The 25,931-nt window shown below is 73.1% G+C and carries 24 protein-coding genes; 22 read left to right on the forward strand and 2 right to left on the reverse strand.

What is annotated here, in order from left to right; all coding sequences use genetic code 11:
* Positions 1-6 precede the first annotated feature (6 nt).
* From AB0I49_RS20195 to AB0I49_RS20215, 5 genes are all read left to right on the forward strand, one after another.
* On the forward strand, positions 7-1,665 hold the full coding sequence (locus AB0I49_RS20195) for a 3-deoxy-7-phosphoheptulonate synthase (RefSeq protein WP_363228364.1): 1,659 nt from the start codon (positions 7-9) through the stop codon (positions 1,663-1,665).
* Positions 1,666-1,702: 37 nt separating this feature from the next.
* Positions 1,703-3,079 carry an AMP-binding protein gene (locus tag AB0I49_RS20200; protein ID WP_363228365.1) on the forward strand — a complete coding sequence of 459 codons (1,377 nt, stop codon included), beginning with the start codon at positions 1,703-1,705 and terminating at the stop codon, positions 3,077-3,079.
* A 9-nt stretch (positions 3,080-3,088) separates the two neighbouring features.
* Positions 3,089-4,288, forward strand: coding sequence for an FAD-dependent monooxygenase (locus AB0I49_RS20205; protein WP_363228366.1), 1,200 nt, complete (start codon positions 3,089-3,091; stop codon positions 4,286-4,288).
* Positions 4,289-4,554: 266 nt separating this feature from the next.
* Complete coding sequence (locus AB0I49_RS20210) at positions 4,555-6,153, forward strand: GMC family oxidoreductase N-terminal domain-containing protein (protein ID WP_363228367.1); 1,599 nt, start codon at positions 4,555-4,557, stop codon at positions 6,151-6,153.
* A gap of 82 nt (positions 6,154-6,235) precedes the next feature.
* Complete coding sequence (locus tag AB0I49_RS20215; RefSeq protein WP_363228419.1) at positions 6,236-6,664, forward strand: GNAT family N-acetyltransferase; 429 nt, start codon at positions 6,236-6,238, stop codon at positions 6,662-6,664.
* A gap of 107 nt (positions 6,665-6,771) precedes the next feature.
* Here the strand turns inward: AB0I49_RS20215 and AB0I49_RS20220 are convergent, their stop codons facing one another.
* Positions 6,772-7,080: a hypothetical protein gene (locus tag AB0I49_RS20220; protein WP_363228368.1), complete on the reverse strand. Its 309-nt coding sequence runs from the start codon at positions 7,078-7,080 to the stop codon at positions 6,772-6,774.
* Between the two features lie 253 nt (positions 7,081-7,333).
* Between AB0I49_RS20220 and AB0I49_RS20225 the strand changes: the two genes are divergently transcribed.
* The 12 genes from AB0I49_RS20225 to AB0I49_RS20280 all read left to right on the forward strand — a co-directional run bounded on the left by AB0I49_RS20225 (position 7,334) and on the right by AB0I49_RS20280 (position 20,550).
* Complete coding sequence (locus AB0I49_RS20225) at positions 7,334-7,897, forward strand: DUF6542 domain-containing protein (protein WP_363228369.1); 564 nt, start codon at positions 7,334-7,336, stop codon at positions 7,895-7,897.
* Positions 7,898-8,003: 106 nt separating this feature from the next.
* Positions 8,004-9,515 carry an LCP family protein gene (locus AB0I49_RS20230; protein WP_363228370.1) on the forward strand — a complete coding sequence of 504 codons (1,512 nt, stop codon included), beginning with the start codon at positions 8,004-8,006 and terminating at the stop codon, positions 9,513-9,515.
* Between the two features lie 520 nt (positions 9,516-10,035).
* Complete coding sequence (locus AB0I49_RS20235; protein ID WP_363228371.1) at positions 10,036-11,094, forward strand: radical SAM protein; 1,059 nt, start codon at positions 10,036-10,038, stop codon at positions 11,092-11,094.
* A gap of 73 nt (positions 11,095-11,167) precedes the next feature.
* Positions 11,168-12,388: an adenosylhomocysteinase gene (locus AB0I49_RS20240; RefSeq protein WP_363228372.1), complete on the forward strand. Its 1,221-nt coding sequence runs from the start codon at positions 11,168-11,170 to the stop codon at positions 12,386-12,388.
* A 14-nt stretch (positions 12,389-12,402) separates the two neighbouring features.
* Positions 12,403-13,530 carry an NAD(P)-dependent oxidoreductase gene (locus AB0I49_RS20245; RefSeq protein WP_363228373.1) on the forward strand — a complete coding sequence of 376 codons (1,128 nt, stop codon included), beginning with the start codon at positions 12,403-12,405 and terminating at the stop codon, positions 13,528-13,530.
* Positions 13,527-14,543 (forward strand): NAD(P)-dependent oxidoreductase, encoded by a 1,017-nt coding sequence (locus AB0I49_RS20250; protein WP_363228374.1) that lies wholly within the window; start codon positions 13,527-13,529, stop codon positions 14,541-14,543. Before AB0I49_RS20245 ends, AB0I49_RS20250 begins: the two co-directional genes overlap by 4 nt.
* Positions 14,543-16,333 (forward strand): carbamoyltransferase C-terminal domain-containing protein, encoded by a 1,791-nt coding sequence (locus tag AB0I49_RS20255; protein ID WP_363228375.1) that lies wholly within the window; start codon positions 14,543-14,545, stop codon positions 16,331-16,333. Before AB0I49_RS20250 ends, AB0I49_RS20255 begins: the two co-directional genes overlap by 1 nt.
* Positions 16,314-16,517 carry a hypothetical protein gene (locus AB0I49_RS20260; RefSeq protein WP_363228376.1) on the forward strand — a complete coding sequence of 68 codons (204 nt, stop codon included), beginning with the start codon at positions 16,314-16,316 and terminating at the stop codon, positions 16,515-16,517. The genes AB0I49_RS20255 and AB0I49_RS20260 overlap by 20 nt, the downstream gene beginning before the upstream one ends.
* Positions 16,514-16,951 (forward strand): NUDIX domain-containing protein, encoded by a 438-nt coding sequence (locus AB0I49_RS20265; protein ID WP_363228377.1) that lies wholly within the window; start codon positions 16,514-16,516, stop codon positions 16,949-16,951. Before AB0I49_RS20260 ends, AB0I49_RS20265 begins: the two co-directional genes overlap by 4 nt.
* A 76-nt stretch (positions 16,952-17,027) precedes the next feature.
* Positions 17,028-18,491, forward strand: a complete 1,464-nt coding sequence (gene ahcY / locus AB0I49_RS20270) for an adenosylhomocysteinase (RefSeq protein WP_363228378.1) — start codon at positions 17,028-17,030, stop codon at positions 18,489-18,491.
* A 107-nt stretch (positions 18,492-18,598) separates the two neighbouring features.
* Positions 18,599-19,897 carry a cytochrome P450 gene (locus AB0I49_RS20275; RefSeq protein WP_363228379.1) on the forward strand — a complete coding sequence of 433 codons (1,299 nt, stop codon included), beginning with the start codon at positions 18,599-18,601 and terminating at the stop codon, positions 19,895-19,897.
* A complete protein-coding gene (locus AB0I49_RS20280) occupies positions 19,894-20,550 on the forward strand; it encodes a histidine phosphatase family protein (protein ID WP_363228380.1) in 657 nt (218 codons plus the stop codon). Before AB0I49_RS20275 ends, AB0I49_RS20280 begins: the two co-directional genes overlap by 4 nt.
* Positions 20,551-20,609: 59 nt before the next feature.
* Here the strand turns inward: AB0I49_RS20280 and AB0I49_RS20285 are convergent, their stop codons facing one another.
* Positions 20,610-21,536 carry a LysR family transcriptional regulator gene (locus AB0I49_RS20285; RefSeq protein ID WP_363228420.1) on the reverse strand — a complete coding sequence of 309 codons (927 nt, stop codon included), beginning with the start codon at positions 21,534-21,536 and terminating at the stop codon, positions 20,610-20,612.
* Positions 21,537-21,791: 255 nt separating this feature from the next.
* Between AB0I49_RS20285 and AB0I49_RS20290 the strand changes: the two genes are divergently transcribed.
* The 5 genes from AB0I49_RS20290 (at position 21,792) to AB0I49_RS20310 (ending at position 25,927) form a co-directional block, all read left to right on the forward strand.
* Positions 21,792-22,682, forward strand: coding sequence for a 3-hydroxyacyl-CoA dehydrogenase NAD-binding domain-containing protein (locus AB0I49_RS20290; RefSeq protein WP_363228381.1), 891 nt, complete (start codon positions 21,792-21,794; stop codon positions 22,680-22,682).
* A gap of 94 nt (positions 22,683-22,776) precedes the next feature.
* A complete protein-coding gene (locus AB0I49_RS20295; RefSeq protein WP_363228382.1) occupies positions 22,777-23,730 on the forward strand; it encodes a hypothetical protein in 954 nt (317 codons plus the stop codon).
* Between the two features lie 148 nt (positions 23,731-23,878).
* Positions 23,879-24,748: a 3-hydroxyacyl-CoA dehydrogenase family protein gene (locus tag AB0I49_RS20300; RefSeq protein WP_363228383.1), complete on the forward strand. Its 870-nt coding sequence runs from the start codon at positions 23,879-23,881 to the stop codon at positions 24,746-24,748.
* 106 nt (positions 24,749-24,854) lie between these two features.
* On the forward strand, positions 24,855-25,172 hold the full coding sequence (locus tag AB0I49_RS20305; RefSeq protein ID WP_363228384.1) for a hypothetical protein: 318 nt from the start codon (positions 24,855-24,857) through the stop codon (positions 25,170-25,172).
* Complete coding sequence (locus AB0I49_RS20310) at positions 25,169-25,927, forward strand: glucose 1-dehydrogenase (RefSeq protein ID WP_363228385.1); 759 nt, start codon at positions 25,169-25,171, stop codon at positions 25,925-25,927. Before AB0I49_RS20305 ends, AB0I49_RS20310 begins: the two co-directional genes overlap by 4 nt.
* Positions 25,928-25,931: the final 4 nt, after the last annotated feature.

Genomic DNA, 25,931 nt, shown 5'->3' on the forward strand with positions numbered 1-25,931 from the left:
GCCCCCGTGACCGCCTCGCTCCGCTACCCCAGCACCGACCGCCGGGCGGCTGACGTCGGGCCCCCGGAACCGTCGGCCCCGCGCCCCTTCGACCTCGGCGACGTCGCCCGGTTCAGCAGCCCGCTGACGCGGATGCTGCTGGCCAGTGACGGTCTGACCACCACGCTGCTGGAGTCCGCGCTCCGCACCCCGCTGCGGTTGCGCGTCCTGCATCAGGGGGTGGCGCCGGCCGCCGCGCAGGACGCCCTAATCCGCCGGTGCCTCGGCGTCGGCGGGGACGAGCCGGTCCTGGTGCGCCGGTCGGCGACGGCCGACGCCGAGCTGACGCCCGTATCGCTGAACAGCGTCGTCGGGCTGGTGCCCGGCGACCCCGCGCTGGCCGCGTGCGTGCGCAGCGCCCGCACCCCCATCGGCTACGGGCTGCGCGCCGCGGGGGCCATGCGCGGCCGGCGGCTGGTGGAGGTCGGCGTCGCCGGGTGGGAGCGCGACGGCCGCGTGCTGCCCGCCGTCTTCAAGTCCTACGTGGTGCTCGACGGCGACCTGCCCTGGCTGTTCATCCGCGAACTCTTCAACCCGCTGCTCGTTCCCGCGGGCCGGGACGGCGACGGGCGCGGGCCGGTAGTCGCCGGGCGGGCGCACCCGCTGGAATCGCCCCCGGAATCGGGGGCGGCGACGTCCGGGCCTTCCGAACCTTCCGAACCTTCCGGCCCCTCTGAGCTCGCCGGGCCTTCCGGTCCTTCCGAACTCGCCCGGCCTTCCGAACCTTCCGAGCCCGCCAGGCCTCCCGGTCCTTCCGAACTCGCCCGGCCTTCCGAACCTTCCGGCTCTTCCGAGCTCGCCGGGCCTCCCGGTCCTTCCGGCCGGGCGCCGCGGCAGCGGGTCGTGGGGCGGGAGCAGGCGCGCTCGTACGCCACGCGGGCCCCGGCCCCGGCCCCGGCACCGGCCCCCGCTCCAGGAGCGGCGGCGACACCGCCCCCGAGGCCGAGCGCGAGCGACGAGGCGTTCTGGCTGCAGTTCGGGGGGCAGGCCACGGGGGCGCTGCTGGCGGCGGCCGCGGGGCTGGTCCGGTACGCGACCGGGGTGCCGGTGACCGTCGTCACCGGGGACCATCCGGCGCCGGGCCGGATGCCCCGCGAGGCCCGGTGGATCGCGAAGGAGTACGGGACGGCGGCCGGCCGTTCGGCGCCGTGGCTGGGCGACTTCCCGCAGATGATGGCGTTCCTGGACGACTGCCCGCAGGCCGTCGGCGGCAGCGTCCGATGGGCCGCCGACGGCAGCGCGCCACGGCCCGACGGCGGAGCCGTCGGACTGCGGCTGCGGCCCGGCTGTCGGCCCCGCGAGGTCGCCGCGCGGTGCGTGGCCCTCAACCCCGCGCGCGAACCGGGGCGGCTCGTCCTGTCCGTACGGCTCGCGCCGGAGCGGATAGCCGCCGAACTGCCCGCGCTGGTCGAGGCGGTCGCCGCCACCGACACCCCCGTGACCTGGGTCTGCGCGCCGCGGCCCGGCGGGGCGACGGCCGCCGCCGAGGTCGCCACGTTCTTCGACACCCACTATTCGATGGGCAGCCGGCCGGGCGGGCTGCTGCTCGACGACCCCGGCCGCAGCCACGCCGAGGTCCTGCGGACGGTGCACGCCGCCGCGACGGCCTGGCAGCCCGCGCCATGAGGCTCGGCGCCTCCCCTTCACCCCACGAGGAGTACTCATGTTCCCGGACCGGCATCCCGGTATCGCCCTGATAGACAGTCAGGGATCCATCAGCTACCGCGAGTTGTCCGCCGCCGTCACGGCCAGGGCCGCCGAACTCACCGCCGCCGGCCTGCGGCCCGGCGACCGCGCCCTGCTCTGCCGCCCCAATGGCCGGCAGTGGGTCGTCGACTACCTGGCGCTGGCGGAGCTGGGCGCCGTGAGCGTCCCGCTCAACGCGGCCTCCGCGCCGGACGAGATCCGCCACGTCCTCGACGACAGCGGGGCCGCCTGCGCCCTGGCCGCCGACCCACTCCCCGTGGCCCGCGACGGCCCGTCCCGTACGACGGCTGCGGACCCCTCCGAAACCGAGGCCAAGACCGAGACCGAGGCCGAAAACGAGATCGCTACCATCGCCTACACCTCCGGCACCACCGGACGCCCCAAAGGCGCGCTCCAATCGCGCCGCGCCGTCCGCCTCGGCGGTGAGAACATCGCGGAGCGGCTGGAGTTGGGGCCCGAGGACACCGTCCTCAGCCCGCTCCCGCTCGCCCACACCTTCGGCGCCAACGTGCTGAACGCCGCGCTCTCCGCCGGCGCCGCGGTCGTCATCCTCACCCGGTTCTCCGAGGAGGCCGTCGCCGAGGCGCTGCGCCGCCACCGGCCCACCGTGCTGGCCGGGGTGCCGACCATGTACCGCAGGCTGCTGGCCCGCCCCGAGGCCGAACTGCCGCTGGGGCCGGTGCGCTGTTCCCTCTCGGCCGGTCAGCCCGCCGGGCGGCGGCTCGCCGTCCAGTGGCAGGAGCGCTCGGGCGCGGTCTTCGCCGAGGGCTGGGGCATGACCGAGCTGGCGGGGCTCGCCTCGCTCACCCCCGCCGCCGACGCCGGTCACCCCGGCACCTCCGGCCCGGCCGTGCCGGGCACTGCCGTACGGACCGGCGAGGACGGCGAACTGCTGGTGAGCGGCCCGATGGTCACGCCCGGCTATCTCAACGCCCCCGAGGCGACGGCCCGCGCGCGGACGCCCGGCGGCGCGCTGCGCACCGGGGACGTGGGGCGGGTGGACGGGGACGGCGAGGTCACGGTCGTGGACCGGCTCAAGGACGTGATCCTGTGCGGCGGTTACTCCGTCTATCCGGCGGAGGTGGAGCGCGTGATCGCCGCGCATCCGGCGGTGGCCGCCGTCGCCGTCACGGCGATGCCGGACGCGGTGCGCGGCGAGGCGCCCCGCGCCTGGATCGCCGCGGTCCCCGGCACGTGCCCGGACGGCGACGCCATCATCGCGCACTGCCGGGGCCTGCTGGCCCCGTACAAGATCCCGCGCCGTACGACGTTCCTGCCCGAACTCCCCACCACCACGAGCGGCAAGGTCGCCCGTGCCCGACTCCAGGACTAGGAGCCCGTCATGACGAACCGTTCGACTTCCCCCCATCCCTCCGTGCTGGTCGTCGGCGCGGGTCCGGTCGGGCTGGCCGCGGCGCTGCTGCTGCGCGCCCGCGGGCTGGGCGTCACCGTGCTGGAGGCTTCGGCCCGCGGCGCGCCCCGGCCCGGCAGCCGGGCGATCTTCCTGCACCGGCAGTCCCTGGCGACGCTGGCCGGCGCCGATCCGGCCCTCGGCGCGGCCCTCGTCGGCCGCGGGCTGGTCTGGAGCGCGCGCAGCACGCACTACGCGGGCCGCGAGGTGCACCGCCGTACGTACCACCCGCCCCCGGTGCACCGGGCGCCGTTCTCCGCCCTCCCGCAGCCCGTCATCGAGGAGGAGCTGCGGGCCGCCTGCGTCCGCGCCGGGGTGGACGTCCGCTGGGAGGCCCCGGTCCGCTCGCTGTCCTCGGCGCCGGACGGGGTGCTGGTGCGGACCCCGCAGGACGTGCACCGCGCCGCGTACGCGATCGGCTGCGACGGGGCCCGGTCCGCGGTCCGCGAGGCCATCGGCGTGCGGCTGCGCGGGCCCCGTTCGCCCCATACGTTCATCGTTCTCGACGTCGCGGACGACCCCGCTCATCCGGTGCCCGCGGAGCGGGTCTTCCACTACCGCGATCCGCGGCTGGGCGGCCGGAACGTGCTGATCGCCCCGTTCCGCGGCGGCGTGCGCGTGGACGTGCAGTGCGCGGGGCGCGGCGGCGAGGCGGCTGCCGACCCTGATGACGCAGCCGCCGTCGCCGCGTCGGCGGCCGACTGGCTGCCCGCCCTGCTGCCCGAGGGGCATCCCGCCGCCGTCACCTGGTCCTCGCGGTACCGCTTCCAGCAGGCCGTCGCCGACTCCTTCGTCGACGCGCACGGCCGGGTGCTGCTCGCCGGGGAGGCGGGGCACCTCTTCGCGCCGTTCGGCGCGCGGGGCCTGAACTCCGGGATCGCCGACGCCGCGGCGGCCGCGGGCGCGCTGGCCGAGGGCGACGTCGCCGGTTACGCGGACGCGCGCCGCCGGGCCGCGACCCTCAACCGCCGTGCCTCGGGCCGCGCCCTGACGCACCTCACCTCCCCGTGGAGCCGCGCCGCGCAGCGCCTGGCCGCCGCCTCGGCCCCGCGCTCCCGCCGCGCGGGCCGCTGGCTGGACGACGCTCCGTACGGCCCGCGCGACGCGGGAATTCCCGGCAGCAAGTACTGAGAGCCTGTGTCGGCCTCGGGGACCGGCGGCTCATAAGCGGCTGTCGGCCCCACGGACACCCTGTCTTTCCCCGGCGCTTCCCCTAGGCCCTGTCGTCAAACTCCCGCCTGCTCCGCGACGCCTGGCACGCACTCTCGCCGCGTTGTCGGGATCATCCCGGTACGCCCAGTACAGGGATGACCCTCCGCCTTGCGAGAGCACGCACCAGCCGCCGCGGAGCCCGCCCTCCGGGCGAACGACGGGACTTTGACGACAGGGCCTAGCATGTGCCCGCAGCGTCGAGACGTCGGGAGCTGGTGGCCGTGGCGGAGCCGGGGCGGGTCGAGCACGACTATGTGATCGTGGGCGCGGGTTCGGCGGGCAGTGTGATCGCGCGGCGCCTGCTCGACCGGGGGTGTTCGGTGCACGTCCTGGAGGCCGGCCCGTCCGACGACGATCCGGCCGTGCACAGCCCGCAGGGGTGGCCCCGGCTGATGGGTTCGACGATGGACTGGTCGGTCATGACGGTCCCTCAACGACACGCGAACAACCGCTCGTTGACCTGGCCGCGCGGCAAAGTGCTCGGCGGCAGCGGCTCGTTGAACGGCATGATCTACATACGCGGGCACCGCAGTGACTACGACGCCTGGGCGTACGGCGGTTGTCCCGGCTGGGACTGGGACAGCGTGCTGCCGTACTTCCTGCGCTCCGAGGACCACGCCGACGGCCCGAGCGCCTGGCACGGCGGGGGCGGCCCGCTCCCCGTCGCCCGTATCGCCCGGCCCCACCCCGCCGCCGAGGCGTTCGTGGCGGCGGCGGTCGATCTCGGTCACGCGCCGACGGACGACTTCAACGGCGAGCGGATGACGGGGGCGGGCTTCAACCACGTCACGATCCGCGACGGCCGGCGGATGAGCGCCTGGCGGAGCTTCGTGGCGCCGGTCGCCGCGCATCCGGCGCTGAGGGTGACCACCGGCGCGCGGGCCCACCGGGTGCTGCTGGAGAACGGCCGGGCCGTCGGCGTCGAGTACGCGGCCGGCGGCGCGCTCCACCGGGCGTACGGGGCGGTGGAGACGGTCCTGTGCGGCGGCGTGGTCGGCTCGGCGCAGTTGCTGCTGCTGTCCGGCGTCGGGCCCGCGGACCAGCTCCGGCGCGTAGGGGTCGAGCCCGTCGCGGACCTTCCCGGGGTCGGCGCGAACCTCCATGACCATCTGCTGGTCAGCAACGTCTACGAGGCGTCGCGGCCGCTGCCGGACGGGCGCGCGAACCTTCTGGAGAGCCAGCTGTTCGCCGCCACGGACCGGCGTCGGCCGGGCCCCGACCTCCAGCCGCTGTTCATGCAGCTGGTCTACCCGGCCGAGTCCTATCCGGTGCCCGAGCACGGCTACACCATCGCCCCCGGCATCGTGCGCCCCCTCTCCCGCGGCGCCCTGCGGCTGGCCTCGGCGGATCCGGAGGCCGCGCCGCTGGTGGACCCGAATGTGCTGGCGGAGCCGCACGACCTGGAGTCGCTGGTGGACGCGGTGGAGCTGGCGCGGGAGATCGGCCGCAGCGCGCGGTTCGACGACTGGCGCAAGGCGGAGGCGGCTCCGGGGCCGGACGCCCGTACCCGCGCCGACCTGCGCGCCTATGTACGGCGCGCGGTCGGCACGTACCACCATCAGGTCGGCACCTGCCGGATGGGCCAGGATTCGCTGGCGGTCGTCGATCCGGAGCTGCGGGTGCGCGGCGTCGCGGGGCTGCGCGTGGCGGACGCGTCGGTCATGCCGTCGGTCCCCTCCGGGAACACCAACGCCCCCACCATCATGATCGGCGAGAAGGCGGCCGACTTCCTGCTCGACAGCGGGGCCGGTGGGGCCGGCGGCGCCGTCGGCGGGCCGTTGTAGGGTCGCCCCCGTGAATCATGGCGACGGGGTGCGGATACGGGACGCGGACACTGCGGACGCGGCGGTGATCGCACGCATCCATATGGACTCGCGGTCGGCGACGATGCCGTACCTCCCGGCGCGGCAGCGCGGTGATGACGAGGTCACGTGGTGGATCGAGCACATCGTGTTCAAGGAGTGCCGGGTGTGGGTCGCGGTCCTGGGCGAGGAGGTGCTCGGCTATGCCGCCCTGGAGGGCGACATGCTCGAACACCTCTATCTGCGGCCGGACGTCCGCCGCCGGGGCATCGGCACGCTGCTCCTGGAGGAGGCGAGGCGGCACAGCCCCGAGGGGATGTCGCTGCGCGTGTTCCAGCTCAACACGGGCGCCCGCCGGTTCTACGAGCGCCACGGCTTCACGGTGCTCGACACCAATGACGGCAGCCGCAATATGGAGAATCTGCCCGATATGACCATGCGCTGGACGCCGGACGCGCCTCGGCCGCCGGGAAGCACCCCGGCAGCGGGTTAGCACCCCGGCAGCGGGTTAGCGCCCGCCGACGGTACGAGCCGGGGCCGGCGGTACGAGCCGGGGCCGGCGCCACGGGCCCCGGCCGGCCTTCCCGCCTGCCGTCCGCCTCACGGCCCCGTTCGCGCGGCGAGCCAGCCCGCGCCGCGGGCCGCGAGCGCGCGGCGGCGCTGCCACCGGGACCGGGGCGGCACGACCGTCCCGCCGTCCGCGGCGCCCCCGCTCGCGGAGGCGGTCGCCTCGGTGACGGCGGCGAGCCGCCGCCCGGCCCGCGCGAGGTCGGCCATGAGCCGGTCTCTTCGCGCTCCGGGGGCAGTGGTGCGCAGGGCGCTGTACAGGCCCTCGACCTGGGCCACGGCCGCCCCGATGCGCAGATTGGCGCTCCCGGTCGGCGGTTGGTGCTCCTGCGACAACTCCACTGCCCCTTCCCCTCGGTTCACCGGCCCCGCGAGTTGTTACGAGTTGCTCAATTGCGCAATCTTGCAACTATATTAGCGACCCCGCCCGCCGCCCACCCGTGTGGCCCTCGTCATAGATGCTTGCCAGCTTGCGCGACCAGGCAACTGACTCGGCGAACGGACCGTCTCACTGGCCGGAGAGCGCTGGCATGGCCGGAACGGGCCGGTGGGGGGAAGCCGGTGGACCGCCGAACGGACTGGTGAGAGCGGACGTATGCAAGAACAACAGGCACGAGCAGCAGGCGGCGGACAGACCCGCCGGGGCGCTCGCGGCGGCCCGTATCCGCCGCAGGAGTGGCCCGCCCCCGCGGCCGAGCCCGCCCCTTCCGGAGCCGCCGGCTCCCCCCGGGCGGCCGGCGGGCGCCGCTCCGCGCGGGCGGGCGGCGCGCCCGCCGCCCGGAGCGGCAATCGGGGCGCGGTGGCCGTCGCCCTGGTGGTGCCCCCGCTGCTGGGCGTCGCCGTGGACAGTGTGATCGGCTCCGGTCCGGGGTGGACGCTGATGGCCGGGGCCGTGCTGGGCGCGGGCTGGGCGACCGTCCTGGCGGCCCGGCGGCGCGCCCTCGGGTGGGTGGTGCCGCTGCCCCCGCTGGTGGTGGCGGCGGTGACCGTGGGCGCGGGGCTGCTCGGCGAGTCGTCCGGCAAGACGCTCAGCACCGACCTGGTGCGCTGGGCCGTCGCCGGCTTCCCGGCGATGGCGGCCGCGGAGTGCGCGGTGCTCGCGGTACTGGCCGTACGGGGCCTGGCGGGCCTGGGGCGCGGGAGGCGCGGAAATGGCTGAGGAGCGCAGGTCCCGGCAGTCGGGGCCGAACAGGCACGGGTCCCGCGGGCGCCGCGCCCGCCCCCGCGGCGGAGCGGCTTCCGCTCGCGCGGGCCGGCCGCCGCGGATGGTGCTGGCGCTGCGCGCCATGGTCTGGGCCGCCTCCGCGGTCGTACTGATCGGCTGCGGGGTCACCTGGTACGCGTACCACTCGCTGACCGACGGCATGACCACGTCGAACGCGCTGGACTCCATCAAGAAGAACGCGCCCAAGCACCTCGACAGCTCGGTGAACCTGCTGCTGATCGGCCTCGACTCGCGCAAGGACATGGACGGCAAGGACCTGCCCAAGGAGTTCGTGCAGGACCAGCTGCACGCCGGGTCCAGCCAGATCGGCTACTACAACACCAACACGCTGATCCTGATGCACATACCGAAGGACGGCGGCAAGGTCCAGGCGTTCTCGGTGCCCCGCGACGACTATGTGCAGACCTACAACGGCGACGGCTCCGTACAGGGCCACTTCAAGATCAAGGAGGCGTACTCCAACGCCTACGCCGGGGCCCACGACAAGCTCGCCGCGCAGGGGATGAAGGGCGCGAAGCTGGAGGGCAAGAGCCGGGAGGCCGGGCGGCAGGCGACGCTGGCCACGGTGCAGAAGTTCCTGGACGTGCCGATCGACCACTTCGCCGAGGTCAACCTGCTCGGCTTCTACGACATAGCCAAGGTGCTCCAGCCGATCACGGTCTGCCTGAAGCACCCGGTGAAGGACCACTACTCGGGCGCGGACTTCCCCGCCGGCGTCTCGAAGCTCGACGCCAAGCAGTCGCTCGCCTTCGTGCGCCAGCGCCACGGGCTGCTCAACGGCGACCTGGACCGCACCCGCCGCCAGCAGGCGTTCATCTCGTCGGTCACCCATGAGCTGAAGAGCCAGGGCGCGTGGAGCGACCTGGGCAAGCTGCAAGGGCTCTTCGACGTCGTCAAGAAGGACCTCGTCCTCGACCAGTCGTGGGACGTGCTGGACTTCGCCCAGCAGGCGCCCAATCTCACCGGCGGCAACGTGGTCTTCCACACCCTGCCGATCACCGGGTTCGGCACCCGCAACAAGGAGTCCGTCAACCTGGTCGACCCGGTCCAGGTCAGGAAGATCGTCCAGCAGGCGTTCGCCACCGCCGACGCCTCGAAGGGCTCGAAGGACTCGAAGGACTCGGGCGGCAAGAAGTCCGAGAAGGCGGCCCCGGGCACCGTGGACGTGAACAACGGCAACGGGGGCAACGGCATCGCCGACGCCGAGCTCAAGGCCCTGGTCGCGCTCGGCTACACCGCCGGGACCGCGGGCGACGCGGCGGCGCAGCCGCACACCACGATCGCGTACGGCAGCGGTGCGCAGAAGGCCGCGCAGCAGATCGCGGACCGGCTGAAGACGGCGGCGCCCGTCGCGAGCGCGTCGGTGCCCGCGGGGCACGTCAGCGTCACGCTCGGTCAGGACTTCAAGCTCCCGGCCGACGCGGACGGCAAGTCCGATGACGCCACGTCGGGCGGCGACTCGGGCGGGTCCTCGTCGAAGTCCTCGAAGGACGATGACGACGACACGTCGGGGCCCGCGGTGAAGGCGGGCGGCGTGCCGTGTGTGAACTGACGCCCGTGGCAACGGCGTTGAGGGGTATCAACTAAGCGTTACCTTACCTGCGCCGAGCGTCATCTTTCGGACACCGCCGCGGCCGGGGGCCTCGCCTCCCCGGCCGCGGCGGCGTTCCCGCGCCGGTCCGCGCGGCGCTCGCCCTGTTCACAGCGTCAGGGGCGTGCCCGGTACTCGCCCCTGACACGCTCCGGGGCGCACCCGCCCGCGCACCGCTTCGGTGTCGATTACACGCGCCCCGAGGCCCCCGGAGACCTCGGGGCGCGGCTGGAATAACTCTCACATCCCCTGGAACACCCGCCTTACGTTCGATGGCGTGCGGCGGTGACCACCGGCCGAATTGCCGTGTCGAGCGCCCGATCCGATCGGGAATCCCTTTCCCGCTCCAGGGCCTGCTGACGTCCGCCGCGCGGAGCACCACGCATGTGCCAGGGTTCACGCGCCGCCGGCCGGGTCCCGTCCGATTCCGTCGCCGCCTCGCCGAACCTTCCCGGAAACCCTTCCGAACGGGGAGTGCGCAATGGCTACCTTTGTTCCCGTGGAGAGCGTGACCAGCTCCCGTGACCGCTCGCGCGTCCACTACAAGCGGTTCCACAACATCTATCTGTACGTCACCGAGAAGTGCCAACTGCGGTGCGGGCACTGCTACATGGGCGACCGGCTGGAGCGCGGACTGTCGCTGACGTTCGACCGCGCGAGCAACATCATGGACTACTGCCGCACCCTGGGCGGCGAGTACATCACCTTCCTCGGCGGCGAGCCCACGCTCCACCCGGACCTGCCCCGCATGGTCGACTACGCCGAGGAGCTGGGCTACAAGCAGATCATGATCAACTCGAATGGCCTGCTGGAGCGCACCATCGACAAGATCGACCCGGCGAAGCTGCACTACATCTCGTTCAGCCTGGACGGCGCGAGCCCCGCCACGCACGACGCGATCCGCGGCGAGGGCATGTTCGACAAGACGGTCCCGTGCATCCGCGAGACCATCGCGGCGGGCTACGACGTGCGGCTGATCTGCACGATCTCCCAGCTCAACATCGACGACGCGGCGCCGCTCCTCGCGCTCGCCGACGAACTCGGCGTCAAGATGGTCAACTTCCACGTCTTCTCCGAGGAGGGGCGCGGCATCGCCAACGCCGACGAGTGGTCGCTCTCCCCGCAGCGCTGGATCGACTTCTACGAGTACCTGGAGTCGATCAAGGACGACTACCGGACGTCGATCTGGTACCCGCCGACCTACGCGGGCCCGCAGAAGCTGGAGCGGTACATCGACGAGGGGTACCGCGGCTGCGTCGGCTGCTCCCTCGACCGGCTGTCGATCTTCCCGGACGGCCGCTGCTACGTCTGCTCGGTGCTGTTCGACGAGCCCATGCACTTCGCCACGATGACCGACCGCGGGCTGCGGCTGAACCGCCAGCACAACGAGTTCGAGCTGTTCACCCAGGCCGCCTTCCAGGCCAAGGACGAGCCCTGGCTGAGCGGCTGCCCCGCCGAGGAGGTCCTCGCCAAGAACGGCAAGCCGCAGAACCCCGACGGGCTCGTGTCGATGTGCCGGCTGTGGAAGTCCCAGGCGTGACGCCGAGACCGCCGGACCGGCCTTCGGGCGCCGGGGTATACCCCGGCGCCCGGGAAGAGGAGAGAGTACGGACATGGCCGTAGCCCCACCCGAGGAGGCGGTGGCCGGCCGCCCGGCCGCCGCGGTACGGACCCAGGCCGCCGAGCGCGCGCGGATCAAGCTGGCCTGGCGGCAGATGCCGGTACTGGCCGGGCTCCGCCGCAGGTTCCGCCCCGAGAAGCCGCTGCGCGACGTCCGGATCGCCGCGGCCCTGCACATCAGCCCCGAGAGCGCCCATCTGCTGGTCGCCCTCAAGGACGCCGGGGCGCACATACTGCTGCACCCGTCGAACCCCAGGACCGTGGACGCGGGCGCGGTGACCGAACTGGAGCGGCACCGTACGATCCGGGTCCTCACCCCGTCACCCGGCGCCGACCCCGGCCACCTCCCCGCCCAACTCGACGACTTCCGGCCGCAGTTACTCATCGACAATTCCTCCCTTCTCGTAGCCTGCGCCGAACACCCGCAGGCAGCATGGGAATTGGCGGGAGCGACCGTGCACTCGCGCAGCGGAACGCAGACCGTGCAGGCGCTGGCCGCGGCGGGCTCGCCGCTCACGGTTCCCGTCCTGTCGCTGGTGGACAACCCGCTCAAGAACGCCATCGAGACGCCCATGGGCACCGGGCAGTCCACTGCCGCCGCCGTCATCGGGGCCACCGGCATGCAGCTCAGCGGCAAGCACGTGGCGGTCATCGGGTACGGGACCGCGGGCCGCGGCATCGCCTCCTATGTGTCGGCGCTCCGGGCCCGGGTGACGGTGGTGGACGTCTCCGCCGTGGCCTGCCTGCGGGCAGCCGCCGCCGGGCACGGGATCGACTCGCTGACCAACGCGCTGAGCAACGCCGACGTCGTCATCGTGGCCACCGGCACCCACGGCGTCATCGGCGGCCACGACCTGGACCTGCTGCGGGACGGCGTGGTGCTCGGCAACATCGGGCACTACCCGGACGCCATCGACGTGCCCGCGCTGGCCGCCGCATCGAAGAAGGTGCTGTCGGTCTCCACCGGCCTCGATGAATACCAACTCCCGGACAAGTCCGTGTACTTGCTCGGCGGCGGGGTGCAGTTCAACCACGTCTGCGGGGGCGGCAACTCCAGCGAGATGATGGACCTGTCGCTCTCGCTGCACGCCCTGTGCGCCGTACGGCTGTGGGAGCGGCGCGGGAGCCTGCCGCCGGGCCTGTCCACGGCCCCCGAGGAGCTCACGGAGGACGTGGCCCGCGCCAAGCTCAGAGCGTTGGGACACGTCGGATGACGGGCGGCGCGCCGATGCCCGTACTGCGTTCCCTGGAACAGGACTTCGGGAAGCGGCAGCCCCTCGCGGGCAGCAAGGTGGCCGCCGCCCTGAACGTCACCGGCGAGGCGGCGCAGCTCGTGCGGGTGCTCCTCGCCGGCGGCGCCCGCGTCCTCGTGGTGTCGTCCAAGTCCACCACCTTCGACCCGGAGGCGGGCCGGGAGATGGCCGCGCTCGGCGCGCGGGTGCTGGACGCCCCGTTGCAGGAGTCCGGCTCCGGGGTGCGGGAAGTGCTCGGCTTCGCACCCGACCTGGTCGTCGACAACGGCGAACTGGCCCTGCTGTGGAGCCGTACGGACGGGGCGACGCCGGTGCTCGGCGGGACGGCGCACTCGCGGAACGCGGTGCAGAAGGTCGCCGAGGCGGGCGGCGCGCTGCCGTTCCCGCTGTTCTCCGTGGCCGCCTCGTCCCTCAAGTCCGCGGTCGAGACAGCGCACGGCACGGGGCAGGCCGCGCTCCTCGGCGTGCTCGACGCCGGGGTCCAGCTCGCGGGCAAGAGCGTGCTGGTGGTCGGCTACGGCACCACCGGACGCGCCGTCGCCGACTACGCCCGCGGCTGCCACTGCCGCGTCGAGATCGCCGAGGTCTCGCCGGTGGCGGCGGTGCGGGCGGTCTACGAGGGGCACCGGCTGGTGGAGCTGGACCGGGCGCTGCCCGCGGCCGATGTCGTCATCACCGTCACCGACGCGCGGCGGGTGCTCTCCCTGGAGCGGCTGCGCGCCCTGAAGGACGGCGCGGTGCTCGGCGGGATCGGGCACTCCGCCGAGGAAATCGACCGGGCCGCCCTCGCCACGGCCGCCACCGGCCGCACGGCCGCGCCCGGCCGGGTCGACTACGTCCTGGACGGCAAGCGACTCACCCTGCTGGAGGGGCCCGGCGGCAACCACGTCTACGCGGGGATCAACCCGCCGGAGATGATGGACATCTCCCTGGCGCTGCACGCGCTGTGCCTGACTCATCTCGCGGCGCGGCCGGCGTCGCACGACGGCCCGCCGCCGCGGCTGCTGCCGGTGCCCGCCGAGGTCGAGGCGGAAGTGGCCCGGCGCAAACTCGCCGCGCTCGGCCACGACTGGCGGCCGGACCCGGACCGGGAGGCTTCGTGAACGTCCTCGTCCGCGGCGCGATCAGCGCACTCGGGCAGCGCGTCCTGGCAGCCGAACTGACCGCGCCCCGCTTCTGCTTGGAGTACTCCGGCGGGGACGGTGACAACAGCGGGAACGGCTCGGTTGAGACGGCGGCGGACCGGGCGGCCAAGTTCGCCCGCTGCGACGTCATCATGGTCGATCAGGAGCCGCTGACCGAGGCGGACTTCGCGCTGCTGCACCGGGTCCGCCTCGTACAGCGCCTGGGCCGCGGACAGTACGACATCTCCGGCGAACTGGCCGCCGCGAGGGCGCACGGCGTGCCCGTGGCGCACAACAAGTCCGGCTTCGCGGCGGCGGCCACCGCCGAACACACCGTCATGGCCGCGCTGGCGCTGCTGCGCCGGCTGCCCGACGCCGACGCGTTCGTACGGTCCGGCGAGTGGCTCGCCTCCAACCGGTTCGACGCGGCGACCCGTCAGCTCGCCGGGGCGTCGGTGGCGCTGGTGGGCCTGGGCCGGGTCGGCGCCGCCGCGGCCCGGCTGCTGTCGGCCTTCGGCGCCGACGTCGGCTACTTCTCCCGCACCCGTCTCGACCCGGCGCGGGAGCGCGAACTCGGCGTAAAATACCGGCCGTTGGCGGAACTGCTCCCCGCCGCCGACGTGGTGAGCCTGCATGTACGGGCCGACGCCGCCGACTACCGTTTCGGCGCCGCGGAGTTCGCGCTCACGCGGCCCGGATGCTACTTCGTCAACACCTCGCGCGGCGGCCTCGTCGACGAGGCCGCCCTCGCCTCCGCCCTGCGCTCCGGCCGCCTGGCCGGGGCCGCGCTCGACGTGTTCGCCGCCGAGCCCCTGAGCCCCGGCTCGCCGCTCGACGGGGCCCCGAACCTGCTTCTGACACCCCATATCGCCGGTCGCACCCGGGAGGTAGCCGAGATGTACTTCCGCTCCGCCTGCGCCAACATCGTCCGCCTGGAGGAAGGGCGACCGTTGCGGGACCTCATCGAGCCCATGACGCGAGGTGCCCACTGATGCTCGTCCTCGGAATCAACTTCGGCTTCCACGACCCCTCCGCCGCCCTGCTGGAAGACGGCCGGCTGCTGGCCATGGCCGAACAGGAGCGGTTCAGCCGCCACAAGCGGGCCCGGCTGGAGATGCCGATCGAGGCCGTACGGTCCTGCCTGAAGCAGGCCGGGGCGCGCGCCGGCGACGTCGCGGCCATCGCCACCGGCTGGGACCTCGACCGCTTCGACCCGCCGCTGCAGGCCGCGCCCTACCTGGAACTGGACAACGCCCTGCCCTCCGAGTTCGCACGCCCGCTGCGGCTGAAGGCGCAGCCGGTGGCCCACCACATGTCGCACGCGGCCAGCGCCCTATGGTCCAGCGGCTTCGACGAGGCGGCCGTCGTGGTGGTGGACGGGCAGGGCGAGCGGGAGTCCAGCTCGATCGCGTACGGCGACGGGGACGGCATCCGGACGCTGGCGAGCTACCCCGTCAAGGCGTCCCTCGGCTACTTCTACCGGGCGGCGACCCAGTTCGCAGGCCTGGAGGCCGCCGGTTCGCGCGGCGAGGGCAAGCTGATGGGACTGGCCGCGTACGGCCGGCCGCAGGAGCCGATGCCGCTGGTCACCGAGGGCGGCGGCCCCGCGATGGCGCCGGAGCTGCGGATCGAGCACACGGGGAGAACCCGTTTCCAGCTGCGCGAGGCGCTGCTCGACTACTGGCGGCGGAACACGTTCCCGTATCTGGACGGGCAGAGCGCGGAGCAGATGGTGTACGCGAACTTCGCGGCCTCCGCCCAGGCCGCCCTGGAGAACGCGCTGCTCGGCCTCGTCCGGCACGCCCGCGAGGCGACGGGCAGCAAGCGGCTCGTGATGGCGGGAGGCGTCGCGCAGAACTGCTCGGCCAACGCCCGGATCGCCGCCAGCGGGCTCTTCGACGAGTACTACTTCCTGCCGGTCGCCCACGACCCCGGCGTCAGCCTCGGCGCCGCGCTGCACGTCGCCCACGCGCACGCCCGCGAGACGGGCGAGGCGTTCTCGCCCGCCCGCATCGACCACGCCTACTGGGGTCCGGCCCCCGACGACGTACAGACCGCGGAGGCGCTGGGCGCGCACGGACTGCACGCCGTCCAGGTGCCGGAGGCCGAGCTGATCGGCCATGTCGCGACCGCCATGGCCGCGGGCCGGATCATCGGCTGGTGCTCGGGCCGCGCGGAGATCGGACCGCGGGCGCTCGGCGCGCGCAGCGTGCTCGCCGACCCCAGGAGCCGCGAGATCGTCTCCCGGCTCAACCGCATCAAGGGCCGCGAGATCTGGCGCCCGCTCGCGCCGAGCGTCCTGGCCGAGCGGTTCGACGCGTACTTCGACGCCGCGCACCGCTCCCCGTTCATGAACGTGTCGGCGATCGTACGGCCCGAGGTGCGCTCCCGGATCCCGGCCGTCGTGCACGTCGACGGCACGGCGCGCCCGCAGGCGGTGGAGCGCGAGCACAGCCCCCGCTACTGGTCGCTGATCCGTCGCTTCGAGGAGCTGACGGGGGTGCCGGTGGTGCTCAACACCTCGTTCAACCTCGCGGGCGAGCCCATCGTGAACACCCCCGCGGACGCGGTCCGCACCTTCCTGCGCAGCGAACTCGACCTGCTGGTACTCGGCCCGTGGCTGGCCGCGAAGGACCCGTCACTGCTGCCGAGCCCGCCGCCGGCCAGGGCGACCGGGACCGCTGAGGCGGCGGGCGCGGCGGGCGCGGCCGGGGCGTCCGGTGCGGCGGGGCCGACCAGTGCTGCGGGGGCCGAGGTGAACCATGCCCCTGTGGGCGGGTAGCGGCGGGACGGCCCGTACGAGCACGGGCGCGAGTGCGGAGGCTCGTACGGGCGCGGGCCCGGCTGACGTCCGTACGGGCACGGGAGCACGTACGGGCACGGGCCCGGCCACCGTCCGTACAGGCATGGGAGCGCGTACGGGCACGGGCCCGGCCACCGTCCGTACGGGCGCTGATGCCCGTTGATCGCCGCCGTCTGGATCCTGCTGCTGCGGGACGGCCGCGTCCTGCTGTCCCGGCGGCGCGCCACCGGCTACCGGGACGGCTGGCTCAGCCTGGTCGGCGGGCACCTGGAGGACGACGAGAGCGTGCGCCGGGGCGCCGTGCGGGAGGCCCGCGAGGAGGTGGGGGTGGACGTGACGCCCGGGTCCGTCGATGTGGTGTCGGTCGTGCACCGGCAGGCCGACGGCAGCCGGGTCGACTTCTTCACCGCGTGCCGCGACTGGACCGGCGAACCGTTCAACGCCGAGCCCGGCAAGTGCTCCGAGCTGGTGTGGAGCCCGGTGCGCGAACTGCCCGCCGACGTCGTGCCGTATATGCGCACCGCTGTCGCCAACTACCGCGCGGGGGTCTGGTTCGAGAGCCTGGACTGGCCGGAGTCACCGCCGCAACCGCACTGACTAATTATCAAATACGTTACACAGCACACAAGTTGCCCATCTCCTCAGCTGATCCATCGTGAAGGGAAAGGAACCGATGACCGCCGAGCGGCTGCACCACCTCAACGGCCTGGACTTCGCTGTGGCCGATCTGTCGCTGGCCGAGTTCGGCCGGCATGAGATCCGGCTGGCCGAGCACGAGATGCCGGGCCTGATGGAGCTGCGCCGGGAGTACGCCGCGTCCCGCCCGCTCCAGGGGGCGCGGATATCCGGCTCCCTGCACATGACGGTCCAGACCGCCGTGCTCATCGAGACGCTGGTGGAGCTCGGCGCCGACGTGCGGTGGGCGTCGTGCAACATCTTCTCCACCCAGGACCACGCGGCGGCGGCCGCGGTGGTCGGCCCGGACGGCACCGTGGACGCCCCGAGCGGCGTGCCGGTGTTCGCGTGGAAGGGCGAGACCCTGCCGGAGTACTGGTGGTGCACCGAGCAGATGCTGCTGTGGCCCGGCGGGCAGGGGCCGACGGCGATCGTGGACGACGGCGGCGACGCGACGCTGATGGTGCACAAGGCCGTGGAGTACGAGAAGGCCGGTTCGGTGCCCGACCCCGTCGCGGGCGACTCCGAGGAGTGGGCGGCCTTCCTCGGGCGGCTGCGCGCGTCGCTGTCCGCCGAGGGCGCCAACTGGAGCGGGGTGGCGAGCGAGATCCTCGGGGTGAGCGAGGAGACGACGACCGGCGTGCACCGGCTCTACCACCTGGCGAACACAGGCGAGCTGCTGTTCCCGGCGATCAACGTCAACGACTCGGTGACGAAGTCGAAGTTCGACAACCGCTACGGCATCCGCCACTCGCTCGTGGACGGCATCAACCGCGGTACGGACGTCCTGATCGGCGGGAAGGTCGCGGTCGTCTGCGGCTACGGCGACGTCGGCAAGGGCGCGGCCGAGTCGCTGCGCGGCCAGGGGGCGCGGGTGATCGTCACCGAGATCGACCCGATCTGCGCGCTCCAGGCGCAGATGGACGGCTACGAGGTGGCGACCCTCGACAGCGTCGTGGGGCGCGCGGACATCGTCATCACGACGACCGGCAACAAGGACGTGGTGCGCGTCGAGCACATGTCCCGGATGAAGCACCAGACGATCCTCGCCAACATCGGCCACTTCGACAACGAACTCGACATGGCGGGTCTGGCCCGGCTCCCCGGCATCCGGCGCGCCAACGTCAAGCCGCAGGTCGACGAGTGGGTGTTCGCCGACGGGCACTCGATCATCGTGCTGGCGGAGGGGCGGCTGGTGAACCTGGGCAACGCGACCGGGCACCCGTCGTTCGTGATGTCCTGCTCGTTCGCGAACCAGGTCATCGCGCAGGTGGAGCTGTTCTCCGCGCGCAAGCGGTACGAGCGCCAGGTCTACCGGCTGCCGAAGGAGCTGGACGAGAAGGTGGCGCGCATTCATGTGCGGGCGCTGGGCGGTGAGTTGACGGAGCTGACCGACGATCAGGCCGAGTACATCGGGGTGCCGGTCCGGGGCCCGTACAAGCCGGAGCACTATCGCTACTGATCCGTACGGGCCCGCCCCGACCCCGCCCCGCCCCCGATCCCGCCCCGCCCGCCGGTCCCGACCGGTCCGGGCGGGCACGCCCTCCAGGCCGAACCGAGGTGATCACGATGCACGGAAACGGACAGTCGGGGTACGGGACCGACTTCGACTTCGGTTCGGCCGAGTACGGGCGGCGGTGGCCGGAGATCTACCGCGAGCTGCGGGAACGCTGCCCGGTGGCCCGCTCCGAGCGGCACGGCGGGTTCTGGGTGGTCGCCAGCGAGGAGACCGTCGCCGCCGTGGCCGGCGACGACGCCACGTTCTCCTCCGACCACGACCCGACAGGCGAGCGCGGCGGGTTCCGGGGCGTCGGCGTGCCCTTCTCCTTCGGGACCCGCAGCATCCCGCAGGAGGTGGACCCGCCCGAGTTCTTCCGCTACCGGCGGCTGCTGAGCCCGCGGTTCTCGCACACCGCGTGCGAGGTGTGGCGCCCGTGGCTGACCGGCCTCACCACGGCGCTGCTGGACGAGCGGATCGAGACCGGCCGGATCGACCTCGTCGGCGACCTCGGGTTCCCGCTGCCCGCCTGCTTCGTGGTGGCCTGGCTCGGACTGCCCGCCGAGGACTGGCGGGAGCTGACCCACCCCTTCCACACCCTGGTCTCCAGCACGCCCGGCAGCCCGGAGCACACCGAGGCCGGGCGGCTGCTGGGCGAGGTGCTCGCACTGCTCCGGGATGCGGTGGCGGACCGTCGGCGCTCGCCGCGCGCCGATCTGATCAGCTATCTGACGACCGCGGAGGCGAACCTCACCGACGAAGAGGCCGTCAGCGTCTGCCAGTTGCTGTTCTTCGGCGGCGCGGACAGCACGACCGCGCTGCTCGGCCGGAGCCTGGACTGGCTCGCCCGGCACCCGGCCGAGCGCCGCCGGATCGCCGCCGATCCGGCGCTGCTGGAGAGCGCGACGGACGAATTCCTGCGCTACTTCTCCCCCATCCACTTCAACGCCCGCACGGTGACCCGCGACACCGAGCTGAACGGCTGCCCGCTGCGGGCCGGCGACCGCGTACTGATCTCCTGGGCGGCGGCCAACCACGACCCGGCGGCCGTGGACTCCCCCGAACTGCTGCGCGTCGACCGGTCGGCCTCCCGCCACCTCGCGTTCGGCGCGGGAATCCACCGCTGCCTGGGCGCGCACTTCGCCCGGCTGATGTTCCAGACGATGCTCGGCGCCGTCCTGGAGCGGCTGCCGGACTACGAGGTGATCGGGTCGGAGGCCGTCGACTATCCGTCGGTCGGTCAGGTCAACGGCTTCGCGGCGCTGCCCGCGACGTTCACGAAGGGCGGGCGCCGGGGCCCGGGCCTAGCGGCGGCGCTACGGGCGGTGCCCCAGGTGCCGGTCAAACACGTTGCGGGGAGCGGCAGTTGACGCATGGAGCCACCGAACTCCTGCTGGTGCGCCACGGCGAATCGGTGAGCAGCCGTACGGGCACGGTCGGCGGCCCGGCGGGCTGCGAGGGCCTCACGGCCACCGGCCGGGAACAGGTACGGCGCCTGGCGCACCGGCTCCGCGAGGACCACGCCCGCCACCCCGTCGACGCCCTGTACACCTCCCCGCTGCGCCGGGCGCGCGAGAGCGCCCGTATCGTCTCGGCGGCCCTGGGCCTGCCTCCGGTCACCGAGCCGGGTCTGCGCGAGGCGGACTGCGGCACGGGCGACGGACGCCCCTGGCCGGAGGTGGTCGCCGCCTTCGGCGGTACGCCCGTACTCAGCCCGGACCGGCCACTCGCGCCGGGCGGCGAGAGCTGGGGCGCGTACCTGGCACGGGTGGAGGCCGCGGTGGACCGGCTCCTGGACCGGCACGCGGGGCAGCGGGTCCTGGTCGTGGGCCACGGCGAGACGATCACGGCGGTCAGCCAGCTCCTGCTGGACCTGCCGCCCGCCGTACGGGCCCACACGTCGTTCACGTCGGGCCCGGCCTGCCTGACGCACTGGGCGAGACGCCCCCTGCCGTGGCCGCCGCCGGGGGACCGGCTGGGGTGGACGCTGCTGTGCCACAACGATGTGAGCCATTTGAACTGACCTGGGCGGGTGACCGCCTGTTCACCGAATCCGATCGCTGACGGGCAGTCAGGCGGCCGTCACAGAAGGCCCGGTGGGTTCCCGAGTGGCAGGCTGGTGATCATTTCCAGCAGGCGGATCACGGCCCGGTCGGCGTCGGGGCGGTAGACGGCGTACACGGTGGTGTCCAGGCGGCCGGTCGGCCCGTGGAGCGGGACGAAGCTCACGCCCGGCACCGCGAGGTGCCGCAGGTCCTCGGGGAGCAGGCTCACGTACAGCCCCGCGGCGACATAGCTGAACAGGCCGCTGAGGTCGTCGGCGACCACGGCCCCGCGAGGAGTGAACCCCGCCTGGCGGCAGACGGTCTGGAGCTGTTCGGCGAGGACGGGCAGGGCGGTCGGGTCGGGCAGGACGAAGTCCTCCTCCCGCAGCTGGGACAGGGCGATGCCGTCGGCGCCGGCCAGCCGGTGCTCGCGCGGCACCGCGGCGCCGATCCGCTCGGTGGAGACCACCTTGCTGACGAGGTCGTCGGAGAGCCGCGCGGGGTCCCGCAGGAACCCGAGGTCGAGGGCCCCGGTACGCACCCGGTCGGCCACTTCCTGCGAGGAGCCGTGGTGCAGATGCACCCGGAGACCGGGCAGGCGCTCGGCCGCGGTCCGCAGCATCGTGGGCAGATAGAGGTGGCTGAGCAGACTGACATAGCCGACCCGGACCTCCCCTTCCAGGCCGCTCGCGACGCGCCGGGCCCGCTCGACCATCGCGGTCTGGAGAGCGAGCAGCCGCCGCGCGTCGGCCGCGAACACCTCGCCGGCCGCGGTCAGCCGCACCCCGCCGGAGCCGCGCTCCAGCAGCCGCGCGCCCACCGACCGTTCCAGACGCTGGATCGACTGGCTGAGCGGCGGCTGGCTCATGCCGAGGAGCTCGGCGGCCCGGCCGAAGTGCTTCTCCCGCGCCACCACCAGGAACTGTTCCAGCAGTCGCCGCGACAGGTTGATATCAGTTGCCATATCAGTCACTACTAGATCATATATTGGACAGACTGGTTTCCCGGGTGTCCACTGGAATCGATCAGACCCGCCGGAGCACGGCGGCCGGAGCTCAGCGTTCGGACCTGTCGTACGGATCTGTCGTACGGGCCCGTCGTACGGGCCCGTCGTACGAGCCTCAAGTGGCCGTCCCTTCCCCCGTCCCGTTCGCTGGAAGCGGGGCCGCCCCCGTGCCTCCCGAGCTGGTTCCGCTCTCCTTCCTGTGGGGTGATTTTCGTGGCCGTCGTGACGATCGTCGGCGCCGGCGTCATCGGGGTCTCCTGGGCCCGGCTGTTCGGCGCGGCGGGCTGGGAGGTCCGGGTCAGCGACCCGCGGCCCGACCTGCCCGAGCTGATGGCGCGCGAGCTTGCGGACCTGCCGGTGACGGCGACCGCCGACCTGGCCGAGGCGGCGGCCGGCGCCGACTTCGTACAGGAAGCGGGACCGGAGCGCGTCGAGATCAAGGAGCAGCTGTTCGCCACGCTGGCCGCGTCCACGCGCGACGACGTGGTGCTGGCCTCGTCCTCGTCCTCCCTGCTGCCCTCGGTGATCGCCCGGGGCAACCCGGCGGCGGACCGGATCGTGATCGGCCACCCCTTCAACCCGCCGGAGCTGATGCCGCTCGTCGAGGTGGTGCCGGGTGCGCGGACCTCCGCGCGTACCGCCGACCGGGCGGTCGAGGTCTACCGCGGGCTCGGCAAGCTGCCGATCCGGCTGAAGAAGGAGATCCCCGGGTTCGTGGGGAACCGCCTGCAGAAGGTGTTCAACGACCAGGCCGCCTACCTGGTGCAGCAGGGCGTGATCGACGTCCGGGACCTCGACGACCTGGTCCGGGCCTCGCTCGGCCTGCGCTGGGCTGCCATCGGCCCGTTCGAGAGCGGCGTCCTGGGCGGCGGGCCCGGCGGCATGCGCCATTTGGCGGAACACGTCGGCTCCCAGATGTCCTTCGAGGTCGGCGCCCCGGATCCGGCGCGGATGGGCGAGGTACTCGACGCCGTGGAACAGGCGTACGGCACCGGAGAGCCGGCGTACAAGCGCCTCGCCGACGTGCGGGACGGCCGCACCCGCGCCGTCCTCGAACCGCTGGGCTGGACGGAGCCCGCCGCCGGGGACAGGCGGCCGGGGTGACGCCGCCCCGCGGCCGACGGCCCGACAGGCCGGAACAGCACGGATGAGCCAGGACGAGCAGAAGCAAGGACGAGCGGGAGCAAGGACGATCAACGTGTCACGAGAACTACTGGCATTGCAGGTGGTGCCCGGGAAGGTGCTGAGAATCAGCCTTCCGGACGGCCGGGTGAGCACGCTCCTCCACGACGCGGGCCCCGCTCCGGACGGCATCGTCGTGGACTCCGGCGTCGTCTACTGGACCACCATGGGCACTCCCCTGGTGGACCCCGAAACGCCCGGCGAGGCCGGTCAGGACTTCTCCCGCCGCGACGGCGGCGTCCACGCCATGAGCCTGGACGACGGCTCCCGCCGTGACGTGGTGCCGACCGGGGCGCTGACGACCGGCAAACAGCTGACCGGCGACGGCGCCGGCACGCTGTACTGGGGCGACCGCGAGGGCCGTCGGGTCAGCCGGGTCCGGGTGGACGGCGGCGGTCCGACCGATCTCGTGGTGAACCGAGCCGAGGACGGCATCCTGGCCGAGTGCGTCGGCGTGGCGGTCGATCCCGTGCGCGGGCACCTGTACTGGACGCAGAAGGGCCCGGCCAAGGGCGGCAAGGGCCGCATCCTCCGCGCCGGTCTGGACCTCCCCGCCGGCGAGAGCGCCGAGGACCGCTCCGACATCGAGGTGCTCTGGCAGGACCTGCCCGAACCGATCGACCTCCACCTCGACGGCGGCCGGCTGTACTGGACGGACCGCGGCGCGCCGCCCCACGGCAACACGCTCAACCGCGCGCCCGTTCCCGAGCCCGGCGCGACGGGGCAGACGCCCGAGATCGTCGCGGACGGTTTCACCGAGGCGATCGGTCTCGCCGTCGACAGCCGGGAGGGCATCGCCTACGTCTCCGACCTCGGTGGCCACCTCCGCGCCATACCCCTGCCCGACGGCCCCGCGGCCGGGCGGGAACCACGCGAGATCGCCGCGCTGGACCACCCCTTGACCGGACTGTGCCTCCTGCCCGAGCCCGGCCTGCCCGAGCCCGGCCTGCCCGACCCTGAGCAGACCTGACGACAGAACCCCCGCGAGCCCGGACCCGCCCCCCCCGGACCAGACCCCAGCACCGGACCCAGCACAGGGGCCAACCCAGCACCGGACCAGGGCCGGCCGATCTCCCGCAGCCACCAGCCTCAGCACCCCAGAGAGCGAAGGAACCGACATGGCCTTCACCATCCCCACAGACATTGAGAACCGGCCGGTCGCCGTCATCGGCGCCGGCACCCTCGGCCGGCGCATCGCCCTGATGTTCGCCACGCGGGGAGGGCTCGTACGGATCTACGACACGTCGCATCAGGCCGACGAGGCGGCGCTGTCCTACGTCGAGCAGCACGTGGCCGAGGTCGCGGCGAGGATCGAGGACGGAAGGCCGGGCCAGGTCACGGTCACCCATGACCTGGCCGAGGCGCTGCGCGACGCCTGGCTGGTGGTGGAGGCGATCCCGGAACGGCTGGACCTCAAGAAGGAGATCTTCGGGGAACTGGACCGGGCGGCCCTGCCGGACACCATCCTGGCCAGCAACTCCTCCTCGTACGCCACCGGTGAGTTCATCGACCGGGTCGAACACCCCGAGCGCGTACTGAACATGCACTTCTACATGCCGCCGCAGCAGAACGCGATCGACCTCATGTCCGACGGACACACCGACCCGGCCATTCTCGACCTGCTCACGCGCGAGCTGCCGCGCTACGGCATCTTCCCCTTCGTGGCGCGCAAGGAGTCAACGGGCTTCATCTTCAACCGGGTCTGGGCCGCGATCAAGCGCGAGGCGCTGGAGGTCGTGGCCGAGGGAGTCTCCACGCCCGAGGACGTGGACGAGATGTGGAAGATCAACATGGGGCTCGACGCCGGGCCCTTCCGGATGATGGACCAGGTCGGCCTGGACGTCGTCCTGGACATCGAGAACCACTACGCGCAGGAGCGCCCCCACCTGCCCGCGGGCCCCAGGGAACTGCTGAAGAAGTACGTGGACGCGGGCCACCTGGGCGTGAAGTCCGGCAGGGGCTTCTACGCGTACGACACATCGGCCTGATCGCCGAAGCTACCGGCTGGACTACCGCCCGATCCATTCCCTCCAGGCATCGAACGAGAGCGGATAGATCTTGGACGTGTGCGGAAAATGCCTGTTCGCTGGAGGCATGATGCACCACACGATGATCATAGCCTTCGACAATCCGATTCCCGCGAGCGAGCTCGACCAGTACCTCAAGGAGTTCGAGGAGCTCGTGATGGGCTCCGGGCTGGTCGAGTCGTTCGCGGCCCGGCACCACATCCGCGTACCGGGTGACGACCACGCCCCGGTGGCCGTCGCCAGCGCCGTTCTGCAACTGCGCCTGGCCGACCTCGACGCCCTCAACGCGACGTTCACCATGCCCGGGGCGGTGGACCTCATCAAGCGCTGGCAGGGCCGCCACCCCTACAAGGCGATCTGGGTCAACCACGAGCCGCTGGCATGAGCGGCTACGCGGGCAAGGCCGGTCTGGTCACCGGCGCGGGCAGCGGAATCGGGCGTGCCGCTGCGCTTGAGTTCGCCCGGCGCGGGGCCGCGGTCGCCGTGCTCGACCTGGACGAGGACAGCGCCCGCCGAACCGTGGAGCTGATCGCGGCGGAGGGCGGCCGGGCGGAGGCCGTGGCCGTCGACATCGGCGACGAGCAGTCCGTGCGGCGGGCCGTGGACCAGGTCGTGGCGGCGTTCGGCGGGCTCGACTTCGCCGTCAACAACGCCGGAATCGCCTCGCACCACCAGGTCCTGACGGAGATGTCCGTACAGGAGTGGGAGCGCGTGCTGCGGGTCAACGTGATCGGCACCTGGCTGTGCATGAAGTACGAACTGCCCGCGATGCGGCGGCGCGGCGGAGGTTCGATCGTCAACGTCGCCTCCAACGGCGGCCTGTACGCGATCCCCGGCGCCCCCGCGTATGTGGCCGGCAAGCACGGCATCGTCGGCCTGTCCAAGGTGGCGGCCGTGGACTACGGGCCGGACGACATCCGAGTCAACGCGCTGTGCCCGGCGCTGACGAAGACCGCCATGTTCGACGGTGTCGTCGCTTCCGCCGGCGCCGGGATGGTCGAGCGGCAGGCGGCCGTGACCCCGCTGCGCAGGCTGGCGGAGGCCGAAGAGGTCGCCGCCGCGGCCGTGTGGCTGTGCTCGCCGGACGCCTCCTACGTCACCGGCACCGCCATGTCGGTCGACGGCGGCCGCCGGGCTTGAACCG

This window comes from Streptomyces sp. NPDC050617, assembly GCF_040654795.1.
GTDB lineage: Bacteria > Actinomycetota > Actinomycetes > Streptomycetales > Streptomycetaceae > Streptomyces.

What these genes read in the sequence shown, in the direction of transcription:
- AB0I49_RS20275 (WP_363228379.1), top strand. Translation starts at nt 18,599, where the DNA reads ATGCACGGAAACGGACAGTCGGGGTACGGGACCGACTTCGACTTCGGT.
- AB0I49_RS20225 (WP_363228369.1), top strand. Translation starts at nt 7,334, where the DNA reads ATGCAAGAACAACAGGCACGAGCAGCAGGCGGCGGACAGACCCGCCGG.
- AB0I49_RS20200 (WP_363228365.1), top strand. Translation starts at nt 1,703, where the DNA reads ATGTTCCCGGACCGGCATCCCGGTATCGCCCTGATAGACAGTCAGGGA.
- AB0I49_RS20240 (WP_363228372.1), top strand. Translation starts at nt 11,168, where the DNA reads ATGGCCGTAGCCCCACCCGAGGAGGCGGTGGCCGGCCGCCCGGCCGCC.
- AB0I49_RS20235 (WP_363228371.1), top strand. Translation starts at nt 10,036, where the DNA reads ATGGCTACCTTTGTTCCCGTGGAGAGCGTGACCAGCTCCCGTGACCGC.
- AB0I49_RS20230 (WP_363228370.1), top strand. Translation starts at nt 8,004, where the DNA reads ATGGTGCTGGCGCTGCGCGCCATGGTCTGGGCCGCCTCCGCGGTCGTA.
- AB0I49_RS20260 (WP_363228376.1), top strand. Translation starts at nt 16,314, where the DNA reads ATGCCCCTGTGGGCGGGTAGCGGCGGGACGGCCCGTACGAGCACGGGC.
- AB0I49_RS20215 (WP_363228419.1), top strand. Translation starts at nt 6,236, where the DNA reads ATGGACTCGCGGTCGGCGACGATGCCGTACCTCCCGGCGCGGCAGCGC.
- AB0I49_RS20285 (WP_363228420.1), bottom strand. Translation starts at nt 21,536, where the DNA reads ATGGCAACTGATATCAACCTGTCGCGGCGACTGCTGGAACAGTTCCTG.
- AB0I49_RS20305 (WP_363228384.1), top strand. Translation starts at nt 24,855, where the DNA reads ATGATGCACCACACGATGATCATAGCCTTCGACAATCCGATTCCCGCG.
- AB0I49_RS20255 (WP_363228375.1), top strand. Translation starts at nt 14,543, where the DNA reads ATGCTCGTCCTCGGAATCAACTTCGGCTTCCACGACCCCTCCGCCGCC.
- AB0I49_RS20300 (WP_363228383.1), top strand. Translation starts at nt 23,879, where the DNA reads ATGGCCTTCACCATCCCCACAGACATTGAGAACCGGCCGGTCGCCGTC.
- AB0I49_RS20245 (WP_363228373.1), top strand. Translation starts at nt 12,403, where the DNA reads ATGCCCGTACTGCGTTCCCTGGAACAGGACTTCGGGAAGCGGCAGCCC.
- AB0I49_RS20205 (WP_363228366.1), top strand. Translation starts at nt 3,089, where the DNA reads ATGACGAACCGTTCGACTTCCCCCCATCCCTCCGTGCTGGTCGTCGGC.
- ahcY (WP_363228378.1), top strand. Translation starts at nt 17,028, where the DNA reads ATGACCGCCGAGCGGCTGCACCACCTCAACGGCCTGGACTTCGCTGTG.
- AB0I49_RS20310 (WP_363228385.1), top strand. Translation starts at nt 25,169, where the DNA reads ATGAGCGGCTACGCGGGCAAGGCCGGTCTGGTCACCGGCGCGGGCAGC.